12 protein-coding genes are annotated in these 12,319 nt (G+C 63.6%); all 12 read left to right on the top strand.

The features are described 5' to 3' along the window. The first annotated feature begins 6 nt into the window (after nt 1–6). The gene (locus BI347_RS19280; RefSeq protein ID WP_071113580.1) at nt 7–735 is read left to right on the top strand and encodes an SPOR domain-containing protein; all 729 of its coding nucleotides are present in this window, start codon (nt 7–9) and stop codon (nt 733–735) included. A gap of 5 nt (nt 736–740) precedes the next feature. Beyond that, nucleotides 741–1,253: a CvpA family protein gene (locus BI347_RS19275; protein ID WP_071113579.1), complete on the top strand. Its 513-nt coding sequence runs from the start codon at nt 741–743 to the stop codon at nt 1,251–1,253. A gap of 95 nt (nt 1,254–1,348) precedes the next feature. Then, nucleotides 1,349–2,881 carry an amidophosphoribosyltransferase gene (gene purF, locus BI347_RS19270; RefSeq protein ID WP_071113578.1) on the top strand — a complete coding sequence of 511 codons (1,533 nt, stop codon included), beginning with the start codon at nt 1,349–1,351 and terminating at the stop codon, nt 2,879–2,881. 141 nt (nt 2,882–3,022) lie between these two features. After that, nucleotides 3,023–3,775, top strand: coding sequence for a substrate-binding periplasmic protein (locus tag BI347_RS19265; RefSeq protein WP_239690962.1), 753 nt, complete (start codon nt 3,023–3,025; stop codon nt 3,773–3,775). Nucleotides 3,776–4,046: 271 nt separating this feature from the next. Next, entirely contained in the window at nt 4,047–5,219 is a 1,173-nt protein-coding gene (locus BI347_RS19260; RefSeq protein WP_158020826.1) for a methyl-accepting chemotaxis protein, read from the top strand. Between the two features lie 42 nt (nt 5,220–5,261). After that, the gene (locus BI347_RS19255) at nt 5,262–5,630 is read left to right on the top strand and encodes a response regulator (protein WP_071116801.1); all 369 of its coding nucleotides are present in this window, start codon (nt 5,262–5,264) and stop codon (nt 5,628–5,630) included. A gap of 13 nt (nt 5,631–5,643) precedes the next feature. After that, nucleotides 5,644–5,961 (top strand): STAS domain-containing protein, encoded by a 318-nt coding sequence (locus BI347_RS19250; protein ID WP_083339062.1) that lies wholly within the window; start codon nt 5,644–5,646, stop codon nt 5,959–5,961. Further along, nucleotides 5,951–8,110 (top strand): chemotaxis protein CheA, encoded by a 2,160-nt coding sequence (locus BI347_RS19245; RefSeq protein WP_071116799.1) that lies wholly within the window; start codon nt 5,951–5,953, stop codon nt 8,108–8,110. Before BI347_RS19250 ends, BI347_RS19245 begins: the two co-directional genes overlap by 11 nt. Before the next feature lie 46 nt (nt 8,111–8,156). Further along, entirely contained in the window at nt 8,157–9,821 is a 1,665-nt protein-coding gene (locus tag BI347_RS19240; protein WP_071116798.1) for a methyl-accepting chemotaxis protein, read from the top strand. 11 nt (nt 9,822–9,832) lie between these two features. Next, nucleotides 9,833–10,375 carry a chemotaxis protein CheW gene (locus BI347_RS19235; protein WP_071116797.1) on the top strand — a complete coding sequence of 181 codons (543 nt, stop codon included), beginning with the start codon at nt 9,833–9,835 and terminating at the stop codon, nt 10,373–10,375. Between the two features lie 14 nt (nt 10,376–10,389). Continuing rightward, nucleotides 10,390–11,238: a CheR family methyltransferase gene (locus BI347_RS19230; RefSeq protein WP_071116796.1), complete on the top strand. Its 849-nt coding sequence runs from the start codon at nt 10,390–10,392 to the stop codon at nt 11,236–11,238. Further along, nucleotides 11,235–12,317: a protein-glutamate methylesterase/protein-glutamine glutaminase gene (locus BI347_RS19225; RefSeq protein WP_071114174.1), complete on the top strand. Its 1,083-nt coding sequence runs from the start codon at nt 11,235–11,237 to the stop codon at nt 12,315–12,317. Before BI347_RS19230 ends, BI347_RS19225 begins: the two co-directional genes overlap by 4 nt. The last annotated feature ends 2 nt before the right edge of the window (nt 12,318–12,319 follow it).

Below are 12,319 nucleotides of genomic sequence, written 5' to 3'. Positions count from 1 at the left end.
GAATGCATGGCACTGTCCAGCCACGATGAATTGATATTGTTGAGAAAACGCGCCCGCCGCCGCCTGGTCGGCGCGCTGGTGCTGGTTTCCATCGCCACCGTCGTATTGTGGAATGTGGTGGGCCATCTGCCCGAACAGCCGATGAAGCCGGAATCCATAGAAATCATGGGCGCGGCGTCCGCGCCGGCTGCCGCCTCGGCGCCACAGGGCGTCAAGCGCGCCGCTTCGCAAGCCGCGGCCGAGATGACGGCGGCGGCATCCGCCACCGAGCTGCCGGCCAACTTGTCCTCCATCACGGCGCCGACGCCGGCGGAAAAGGAGACGGTGAAGCCTCCCGTCGCTCAGGCCGCGGCTAGCAAACCCAAGGAAAGCAGACCGGAGCCGAAGCCGGAAGCCAAGCCCAAGGCGGAACCGAAGCCCGAGGCCAAGCCGCGCAAGGCAGATCCCGCGGCGATTCTGGAAGGCCGATTCGACCCCGAGCCGCATGCGGCCAAAACCGATCCGCACGGCAAGTCCATCATCCAGCTGGCCGCGCTGTCCGACCCGGCCAAGGTGGACGCGCTGCGCGCCAAGCTGGCCGGCATAGGCGTGACCGCGCACTTCTCCAAGGTGGATACCAGCAAGGGCGAGGTCACCCGGGTGCGGGTGGGTCCATTCGCCAGCCAGGCCGAGGCGCAGTCTGCGCTGCAGAAACTGGCCAAGTCCGGCATCAACGGCATTATCATCAACAAGTAGCCGCCATGACCGTGTTCGACTATATCGCAATTGCCGTCATCGCCGGATCGGTGCTGGTGGCGCTGATGCGTGGCTTGATCGCCGAGGTGCTGTCGCTGGGCTCCTGGCTGATCGCCTTCTGGTGCGCCAAGCAGTTTTCGCCGCTGGTGACGGGTTTTCTGCCGGCAAGCCTGCCCGGCGAGGGCGTGCGGCTGGTGGCTAGCTTCGTGCTGGTATTCTTTCTGGTGTGGCTGGCCAGCGCGCTGTTGCGCGTGACCCTGACCGGCCTGCTGGACAGCGTGGGGCTGGGTTTGATCAACCGTCTGTTGGGCGGGGTGTTCGGCCTGGCGCGCGGCGTGGTGCTGGTGACGGTGCTGGTGCTGATAGGCGGCTTGAGCAGTCTGCCGCAAAAACCAATGTGGAGGAACGCCGTGCTCTCGGTGCCATTCGAATCGCTGGCCTTGTCATTAAGGCCATGGTTGCCGCCGATATTGGCGAACAACCTCCACTACACCACCGGCCAGGCGCCGGATAGTTAGGTGAACAAGGCGGAATCTCTTGATATCTTCACTTCAAGATTCCGCCTTTTTCTTTGTCTTGTCTGTTTTCAGGTAGTTGGGAAGAGAGCTTAAAGATGTGTGGAATTCTAGGCGTGGTCGGTCAGTCTCCGGTCAATCAGCTGCTGTACGATGGCCTGCAGGTACTGCAGCATCGCGGGCAGGACGCGGCCGGCATCGTTACCGCCAATGGCAAGACCTTTCACATGCACAAGGGCAGCGGCATGGTGCGCGACGTGTTCCGCACCCGCAACATGCGCTCGCTGATGGGCACGGCCGGCATCGCCCATGTGCGCTACCCGACCGCGGGCTCGGCTTCCTGCCTGGCCGAGGCGCAGCCGTTCTACGTCAACTCCCCCTTCGGCATCGTGCTGGCGCACAACGGCAACCTGACCAATACCGATGAACTGAAGGCGGACATGTTCCGCCACGACCTGCGCCACATCAATACCAACTCCGACTCGGAAGTGCTGCTGAACGTGTTCGCGCACGAACTGGCGCAGCGGGTAAAAGGCCACGAGTTGAGCGTGGACGCGGTGTTCGGCGCCATCGAGGCGGTGCACCGCCGCGTGCGTGGCGCCTATGCGGTGGTGGCGATGATCGCCGGCTACGGCCTGGTGGCGTTCCGCGACACCAACGGCATCCGTCCGCTGGTGATAGGCGTCAACGACAGCCAGGACAAGACCGAATACATGCTGGCGTCCGAATCGGTGGCGCTGGACTGTTCCGGCTTTTCGCTGCTGCGCGACGTGCAGCCGGGCGAGGGCGTGTTCATCAGTTTCGACGGCGAATTCCACGCCCGCCCGTGCGCCAAGGACACCCGTCACGCGCCGTGCCTGTTCGAGTACGTGTACTTCGCCCGTCCGGATTCGGTGATAGACGGCGTATCGGTGTACCAGTCCCGCCTGAACATGGGCGAGCGCCTGGCGGAGAAGATCCGCCGCGATCTGCCCGCGCTGGACATCGACGTGGTGATCCCGATTCCCGACTCCAGCCGCCAGAGCGCGCTGCAGCTCGCCAACGCGCTGGGCCTGCCTTACCGCGAAGGCTTCATCAAGAACCGCTACATCGGCCGCACCTTCATCATGCCGGGCCAGGCGGTGCGCAAGAAGTCGGTGCGGCAGAAGCTCAATCCAGTGCCGCTGGAGTTCACCGGACGCAATGTGCTGCTGGTGGACGATTCCATCGTGCGCGGCACCACCTCCAAGGAAATCGTGCAGATGGCGCGCGATTCCGGCGCGAAAAAGGTGTATTTCGCCTCGGCGGCGCCGGCGGTGCGTTTCCCCAACGTCTACGGCATCGACATGCCGACCCGCGCCGAGCTGCTGGCCACCGGCCGCGACGAGGAGGAGATCGCCCGCGAGATCGGCGCGGACGCGGTGATCTACCAGGACCTGGAAGCCCTGAAGGACGCCGTGCGTAGCGCCAACCGCGAGCTGCATGATTTCGAGAGCTCTTGCTTCGACGGCAAGTACATTACCGGCGACATCTCGGCGGCTTATCTGGATGCCATCGAATGCGCGCGGCTGGACCTGAAGCAGCAGGATCAGGCTGGCAGCGAGCAGATGATAGATCTCAACCTGAACGTGGCGGAGCAGAACCTGATCTGACCTCCTCGTCCCGCCGGAGCATGGCCGCTTGGGCTATACCTCCGGTGGGGGAGTCCCGCCATTTGGGCGATCGATGCGGCCGAAGCGCTCTCCCGGCAGGGAACGGGCTTCGGTCGTTGTCTTTTCCGGGAGAGGGCGGACTTGTCGAGAATCGCGCTGGCGCGCCTGCTGCTTTTGCTGTGCTGCATGCCGGCCAGGGCCGCTCCGGCCCAGCCGTTGGAGCTGGTGACGCTGCAATACCCTCCTTACCAGTACCAGGACAATGCCACGGTCAAGGGCTTTGTGGTCGAGATCGTGCAGGAGGTCTTCCGCCGGCTGAAGCTGCCGGTGAACATCAGCGTCTACCCCTGGGGCCGCTCCATCGCCATGGTGGCGGAGGGCCATGCCGACGCGATCTTCACCTTGTACCGCACGCCTGAGCGGGAGGCGCTGCTTGATTATTCCCACGAGGTGCTGGCGCAGCAGGCGGTTTCGCTATTCGTGCGCAAGGATTCTCCCATCCGGTTCAGCGGTCGGCTGCAGGAGCTGGCTGCCTACCGCTTCGGCGTGGTGCGGACGGTAAGCTACGGCGCCGTCTTCGACAACGCGGTCAAGAACGGACAGATAGCGATTGCCGAAGTGGCCGCCAGCGGCGAGCAGAATGTGGACAAACTGCTGGCGCATCGCTTCGACATCCTGGTCAGCAATCAAATGGGCGCGCGGGACATTCTCAAACGGCACCACGTCGAGTCTCAGGTGAGGGAGCTGCTTCCCGCGCTGGAGCAGATCCCAAGCTACATCGCCTTTTCCCGCAAACGCAATCTGGGCGATTTGCGGGCGCGCTTCGACGCCGAGCTGGCGGCGATGAAAAAAGACGGCAGCTATCAGCGCATCCTGAATGGCGCCCACCCCTGACGCTTTGCCGCAGGCGGTGCCATCTTGCGCATGCATTCCCCCGTAAACTAGAAAACTGCCGCGGCGAGCGCCGTTTTCCCGTTCCGATCCTGCAGCGTCGATACCCAGGCTTGACTCCACGGTCGGCACAGACTTAAGTAAATCCATGTAGCAAGCAATCCCGGTCCTGATGAGCGGCGGGGCTGACAAGTGAAACCACAGCCAACCGGAGTTGGCGACTGGCGGCGCAGGCATGCCTGGGTACTGGCGGCAAAGCTGTCGACCGTTGGGCATGATGAACATCATTGTCGGGGGTACGGTCGGCATGGAAAACCGGAATCGGTTTCTGATCGCCTACATCAGTCTCTGCCTGTTGGCGGCGTTGATCCTGGCTTTTCTGTCTGCGTGGCTGGGCTGGCTGATAATCAGCGCGGGCGGCTTGGCGTTGCTGTTCGCCATCAAGCCGGCCGCCGTTGCGGATGCCGGGCATATCAGCCAGGAGCCGCCCCCGGATGCCGCGGAGGCAAGCCTGGCCTTGCTGGAGGCGGTGATTGAGCGCTGGATGGACAATCTGCAGCTGGTTCTCGCCCAATCCACGACCGGCAGCAATGAATTGGCCTCCACGCTGACCGCCATAGCCAATGGCCTGCACTCCACCATCGAGGCCTCGCGCTCGGCCGCCAATGACATCGGTTCCGACAGCCTGTCCAATATGGTGCGGGACGCCGGGCTGCGCAGCCAGGAAGTGTCCCACGTGCTGTCGGAAATCGTCAGCCACCGCCAATTGCTGATAGACGAAGTCTCGAAACTCACCACTTTCTCCAGCGAGTTGCGCGCGATGGCGGAGGAGGTGGGCAAAATCTCCAATCAGACCAATCTGCTTGCGCTGAACGCCAGCATCGAAGCCGCGCGCGTCGGGGAGCATGGCCGCGGCTTCGCGGTGGTGGCCGACGAGGTGCGCAAGTTGTCGCAGCAATCGGCGCAAACCGGCAATCAGATGTCGGAAAAAGTGGAAACCATCAATGCCGCGCTGGAGCAGACCCGGCAGTCCACCACCAGCCTGGGCGCGCAGGACGCCGACAAGGGCAACGGCGCGCTCGACCTGTTGGACGCTTCGGTGCAGGACTTCAGTTCGGTCGCCGGCCGGCTGGCCGAGATCAACCAGCAAATGCAGACCGACGGCTCCCAGGTGGAACGCGAACTGCACGCATCCTTGATTGCCATGCAATACCAGGACCGGGTCAGCCAGATTCTGCAGCATGTGGCCAGCGATCTGCAGCGCATGCTGGAGTATCTGCAACAGGTGCGCGAAGCCAGGAAAAACGGCAGCGAGCCGCCGGCCATCAGCAGCGGCGAATGGATGAAGCGGCTGGAATCCACCTATACCACACTTGAGCAGGCGGCGTTGCATCAGGGCTCCGGCGCCAAGGTGCAGACGTCGCAGGGCGACGTAGACTTTTTCTGATCCCGACAGGGCGGCGCGGCTGCCCTCCATCCGGAGGTGTCAATGGGCAAATCCATTCTGATTGTCGACGACGCGGCCAGCATCCGCGCCACCGTCAGCATCGCGCTGAAGGGCGCGGGCTACGAGGTGATAGAAGCCTGCGACGGCAACGACGCCTTGTCCAAACTCAATGGCGCGCGGGTCAATTTGATCATCTCCGACGTCAACATGCCCGGCATGGACGGCATCACGCTGCTCAAGCGATTGAAGGAGGGTGCCGCCACCCGCTTTCTGCCGGTGATCATGCTGACCACGGAGGGCAGCGACGACAAGAAGATGCAGGGCAAGGAGGCGGGGGCCAAGGCCTGGATCGTCAAGCCTTTCGATCCGCTCAAGCTGCTGGATGCGGTGTCCAAGCTGATCCAGCCGTGAACGGGAGGCGGCAATGCCAATGCAGTTGATACAGGATGGCGAGGTGACCCGGGCGGTTCTGGACGACGAACTCACCATTTTCACCGCCGAGGCGCTGCAGGACGAGCTGTTCGGCTTGCTCAACCACGCCAGGGTGGAGCTCGACCTGTCCGCGGTGACCGAGTTGGATGGCTGCGGCGCCCAATTATTGTGCATTCTGCTGGCCGAGGCGCAGCGGATGGAGCGCAGCTTCGCCATTCGGGCCAGCAATCCTCTGGTGGACGAGGTAGGCCGATGGTTGGGCTTGACCCCTGCGCAAGAGGCGGCGGGAGAGGAGCATCATGGATCTTAGCAAGGCCAAGGCGGTTTTCTTCGAGGAGTCGCGCGAGCTGTGCGACGCGCTGGAGACGGCGCTGTTGGACCCGGTGTCGTTCCCGCCCAATGTGGAAACCTACAACCTGTTGTTCCGCACCGCGCACACCATCAAGGGCTCGGCCGGCATTTTCGGTCTGGACGCGCTGGTGCGCTTTGCCCACGTGGTGGAGAACGTGCTGGAGCGGCTGCGCTCCGGCCAGGTCGCGCTCAGCGAGGATCTGATCAGCCTGCTGCTGTCCTGCAACGACCATCTGCGCCGCCTGTTGGACAGCGCCGGCGCCAGCGATGACATGGCGCTGGAAGACCTTCCCGAAGGCGAGCCGCTGCTGCACAGCCTGCGCCAGTACCAATCCGACGCGATTGTAGCGCCGCAGCCGCTTGCCGCTCCAACGGCCGTGAGAGAGGCTGGTAGCGCGCGGATAGCGGCGCAGACGCCGCATTGGCAGCTGTCTTTACGCTTCCATCCCGATACTTTCCGTCATGGTTTCGATCCGCTGTCTTTCCTGCGTTATCTGGCGGGTCTGGGCACGCTGCGGCAGGTGGAGGCGGTCTGGCGCAATTGGCCGCCGTTGCCGCTATTGGACCTCACCGAATGCTTCATGGGGCTGGACCTCAGCCTGGAGTCCGACGAAAGCCTGGAACGCATCGAGGGAACCTTCGAATTCATCGCCGAGGACAGCCTGATAGGCATCCTGCCGCCGCATGCGCCGCTGGCGGACTTCGCCGCTCTGGCGGCGCGGCTGGGCGAGCCGCTGGAGGAGCAGTTGGCGCGCTGGCTGCGTCGTGGAGCGCTGACGCTGGATGAAGCCGCGCGGATTGAAAATGGCGATGTCGACGCCGCTGCGGATGAGGCCGATCTGGAAGCGGCCGCCGCGCCGGTGACGCCGCAAGCGTCGGCGGCAGGCGGCGTGCCGGCCAAAGCCGGCCGCGGCGATGGCCAGTACATCCGCATCGAGGCCAGCAAGCTGGACCGGCTGATCAACCGGGTGGGAGAGCTGGTGATCGCCTCGTCCGGCACCAAGTTGATCGCGCAGGCGCGCGGCGACGCCGAGCTGCTGGAGTCGGTGGCGGTGATCAACACGCTGGTGGAGAGCATACGCGACGACGCGCTGACGCTGCGCATGGTGCCGGTGGATGAAATCTTCAGCCGCTTTCCGCGCATGGTGCGCGAGGTATCCAAACAGCTGGACAAGGCCATCCACCTGGAGATCAAGGGCGGCGACACCGAAATCGACAAGTCCATGGTTGAGAAGCTCACCGACCCGCTGATGCACATCGTGCGCAACGCGGTGGACCACGGACTGGAATCCGCCGACAAGCGCCGGGCTGTCGGCAAGCCGGAGGAGGGCACCATCACACTCAACGCCTATCACGACGCCGGCTCGGTGGTAGTGGAGGTGAAGGACGACGGTGGCGGCATCAACCGCGAGAAAGTGCTGGCCAAGGCAATGGAGCGCGGCCTGGTGACCGATGGGCGCGTGCTGAGCGACCAGGAAACGCTGCAGCTGATCTTCCTGCCCGGCTTTTCCACCGCGGACGCGGTCAGCGATCTGTCCGGCCGCGGTGTCGGCATGGACGTGGTCAAGCGCAATATCGAGGCGCTGCGCGGCGAAATCGAAATCCAGTCGCTGCCCGGCATAGGCTCGACCTTTCGGCTGCGGCTGCCATTGACGTTGGCCATCATCGACGGTTTCCGCGTCGAGGTGAATGAATCGGCGCTGGTGATGCCGCTGGACATGATGATCGAATGCGTGGACATGCCGGAAGGCGCGATGAACCAGCATGCGCGCCAGGTGAACCTGCGCGGCGACTGGCTGCCTTTCGTCTCCTTGCGCGAGCTGTTCGGCCTGCCGCCGTCCGGCCAGCCGGAATACATCGTCATCGTCCACTACGGCGAGCACCGCGCCGGCATCGTGGTGGACCGGCTGATGGGCGAAGTGCAGGCGGTGATCAAGCCGCTCGGCGAGATATTCAAGTCGCTGCGCGGCATCAGCGGCTCCACCATCCTCGGCAACGGCAAGCCGGCGCTGGTGCTGGACATCCCGCAGCTGATCCACCACGCCTGCCGGCGCGAACGGCGCCAGATCCGCCAACATACCGAGGCGCTGGTAGCCGAAAAACCGTAGTTCCTACAGTAGCTTGCGATTGTTTCAATGGTTTCAGGAGACAGAGATGAACTGGTTTCACAATATGAAAGTGCACGTCAAGCTGGCGATAGGCTATGGGATCATCCTGCTGCTGATGGCGTCCATTCTGCTGGTGGGGATACGCAGCATGAGCTCGATGAGCGACAACACCAATGACATTGTCGCGAACCGCTACGTCAAGGTGGCGCTGTCCAACGACATGATGGCCAACGCGCTCAACAATGGCCGGCTGGTGCGCAATATGCTGCTGGAAACCAATCCGGCGGATGTGGAGAAGGCCAGGCAGAAGGTGGAGCAGCTGCGCGAGGAGAACAAGGAGCAGCTGGCGCGGATGGACAAATTGATAGAAAGCCCCAAGGGCCGGGAAGTATTCGACAAGATTGTGGCCGCCCGCGAGGTGCTGAGCGGCAAGTACACCGAGCTGTATGCGCTGATGAGCAAGGACCACGCGCAGGCCACTATCTTCCTGCTCAAGGAGTTTGCCCCAGCCAACAATGCCTTCATCGGCGCGCTGGATGAAATGAGCAAGATGCAGGCGGCGCAGATGCAGCAATCGAGCAAGGAGGCGCTGGACAGCGCCGCCAGCGCCCGCAATCTGATGGTGACGATAGGCATCGTGGCGCTGGTGGTGACGGTGCTGCTGGCGCTGGCCATCATCCGCAGCATCCTGCGCCAGCTGGGCGGCGATCCGTCCTACGCGATGCAGGTGGTGGCCAGGGTCGCCGACGGCGACCTGGCGGTGCCGATCAAGCTGAGCGGCGGCGATACCAGCAGCCTGTTGTACTCGATCAAGGGCATGGCGCACCGGCTGTCGGACACGCTGGCCGAAGTGAGTTCGATGTCCGAATCGATAGGCGCGGCGTCGGAAGAAGTGTCCTCTACCGCCAGTTCGCTGGCGCAGACCGCTTCCGAGCTGGCCTCCAGCGTGGAGGAGACCAGCGCTTCGGTGGAGGAAATGGCCTCGACGGTCACCCAGAACGCCGACAACGCCCGCGTCACCGAGGGCATCGCCTCCAAGTCGGCCGACAGCGCCACCCAAAGCGGCAAGGCGGTGGGCGACATGGTGCATGCGATGAAGGAGATCGCCTCGCGCATCACCGTGATCAACGACATCGCCAACAAGACCGATCTGTTGGCGATCAACGCGGCCATCGAGGCCGCCCGCGCCGGCGAACATGGCAAGGGCTTCGCCACCGTGGCGGTGGAGGTGCGCAAGCTGGCCGAGCGCTCGCAGGTGGCGGCCAAGGAAATTGGCGATCTGGCCGGCCGCTCGGTCAGCGTGGCCGAGCGCGCCGGCGTGCTGCTGCAGGAAATGCTGCCGGGAATCGACCAGACCGCGACGCTGGTGCAGGAAATTTCCGCGGCATCGCGCGAGCAGCGCACCGGCATAGACCAGATCAACACCGCTGTCTCGCAGATCAGCACCGGCATGCAGTCTTCCGCCTCGTCGGCCGAGGAGTTGAGCTCCACCTCGGAGGAGCTGAGCTCGGCGGCGATGCAGCTGCAGGACCTGATGCAGCAGTTCAAGCTGCGCAGCAGCCGCAATGCGCGCAAGGGGGTGTCGCTGCACATGAGCGGCCATGGTGCCGGCGGCGCCCGCAAGGCTGCCGCGCTGCCGTCCCATGTCATGCATCCGGACGACGACGATTTCGACGAGGGCGTGGACGACGACAAGTTTTCCAAATACTGAGGATAACCATCATGAACGAGCGTGCAGACCCGGGCGGCGCCGCGCATGGCGGCGGCAAGTTCCATTGCGTAACTTTCATCCTGGGAGAGGATCTGTTCGGCATCCAGATCAACTTCATCCGCGAGATCATCGAGCTGGACGGCATCACCCATGTGCCGATGATGCCCAGCTTCGTGCGGGGCATCATCAATCTGCGCGGTTCGGTGGTGCCGGTGATAGACCTGTCGATCCGCTTCGGTCGCGGCCTGACCGAACTGAAGCCGTCCACTTGCGTGGCCATCCTGTCGCTGCCGGGTCTGGACAACGGCTACAGCGAGGTGGGCATCCTGCTGGACGCGGTGTGCGAGGTGCTGGAGATTCCGGAGGGCGATATCGATCCATCGCCGACTTTTGGCGTCAGCATCCGCGGCGACTTCATCCAGGGCATCGCCACCATCAACGAGCGTTTCGCCATCCTGCTCAATGTGCAACAGGCCCTGTCGGTGACGGAGTTGAGCGCGATGGCGGAATCGGTCACGCAGCAGCATTTCAATGACGACGCCGAGGTGGCCTAGGATCGGGGGCGCGCGTGCTGAATCATGACCCGGTGCTCAGCGATGAAGAGTTCGCCATCTTCCGCCAGTTCATCTTCCGCGAAGCGGGCATCGATCTGCCGGCGGGCAAGCGCTCGCTGGTGCAGTCGCGCCTGTCCAAGCGCATCCGTCATCTGGGATTGGACAGCTATTCGGCCTACTGGCAGATGCTGCGCAAGCCGACCGCCCATGCCGAGCGCCAGCGGGCGATCAACCTGTTGTCCACCAATGAAACCTATTTCTTCCGCGAGCCGCAGCATTTCCACTGGCTGGAGCAGGAAGTCCAGCACCTGCGGGACATCCGCCCGGGAACGGTGCGGGTGTGGTCCGCGGCCTGTTCTACCGGCGAGGAGCCTTACACCATCGCCATGGTGCTGGCGGAAACGCTGGGCATGAACGGCAATTGGCGGATATATGCCACCGATATCAACACCAAGGTGCTGGCCATCGCCAAGCGGGCGGTTTACTCGGTGGACCGGGCGCGCCGCACGCCGCCGCATTTCTGGCAAAAGTATTTCCTGCGCGGGCGCGACGAGTACGAGGGCATGGTCAGGGTGATGCCGGAGTTGGCGCGCAGGGTGGATTTCTCCAATCTTAACCTTTTGCATTGCAATAAATTCCATCAGGGCGAATTCGACATTGTCTTTTTGCGTAATGTTCTGATTTACTTCAATGAAGCGACCAAGCTTGAGGTGTTGTCCAACTTGTGCACCCGGATGAAGGGCGGCGGCCATCTGCTGATCGGCCACTCCGAATCGCTGCACAAGCTGGTGTTGCCGCTGACGCAGGAAGAGCCGTCGCGTTACCGGCTGGATGCCTCGCATATAAGAGGAGGGGTGAAATGAGCATCTCCGTCCTGATTGTGGATGACTCCGCAGTGGTGCGCGAAATCCTGAGCCAGATGTTGTCCACCGCGCCTGACCTCGAGGTGATCGGCGCCGCGCCCGACCCGATTTTCGCGATGACCCGGATGAAGCTGCGCTGGCCGGATGTGGTCATCCTGGATATAGAGATGCCGCGAATGGACGGCCTGACCTTCCTGCGCAAGATCATGGAGGAGCGGCCTACGCCGGTCATCATCTGCTCGTCGCTGACGGAGAAGGGCGCGCGCATCACGCTGGACGCGATGTCGGCCGGCGCGGTGGCCATCATCACCAAACCCACGGTCAATCTCAAATCCTTTCTGCAGGAGGCGGCCAAGGAGCTGATCCAGGAGGTGCGCGACGCCGCCGGCGCCAGAATGGGAGCGTTCAAGCGCATCGCCACCAGCGCCAGGGGGGGCGAGCATCAGCCGGCGCCCAAACTGACCGCCGATGTGGTGCTGGAGGCGCCGTCCGGGCTGGAGAAATACCGCACCACGGAAAAGATCATCGCCATCGGCACCTCCACCGGCGGCACCCAGGCGCTGGAGTACCTGCTGCCGCGGCTGCCGGCCACCTGTCCGGGCGTGGCGGTGGTGCAGCACATGCCTGAGAAATTCACCGCCTCCTTCGCCGAACGGCTGAACCGCTTGTGCAAGGTGGAGGTTCGGGAGGCGAAAAACGGCGACCGGCTGATTTCCGGGGTGGCGCTGATCGCCCCTGGCGGCAAGCACCTGCTGGTCAAGCGCAGCGGCGCGCAATACGTGGCGGAAGTCAAAGACGGGCCGCTGGTATCGCGCCACCGGCCGTCGGTGGACGTATTGTTCCGTTCGGTGGCGGTCAACGCCGGCAACAACGCGATAGGCGTGATCATGACCGGCATGGGCGACGACGGCGCGCGCGGCATGCGCGAAATGCACGACGCGGGCGCGCGCACGCTGGCCCAGGATGAGGAGTCCTGCGTGGTGTTCGGCATGCCCAACGAGGCGATCGGCCACGGCGGCGTAGACGAGGTCATGTCGCTGGAGAGGATCACTCACACGCTGGCTGGAATCCGAGGCTGAGT

This window comes from Chromobacterium sphagni (assembly GCF_001855575.1).
GTDB lineage: Bacteria > Pseudomonadota > Gammaproteobacteria > Burkholderiales > Chromobacteriaceae > Chromobacterium > Chromobacterium sphagni.
Note: the sequence above shows the minus strand (reverse complement) of the source record. Positions and strands in the feature narration are given on the sequence as shown.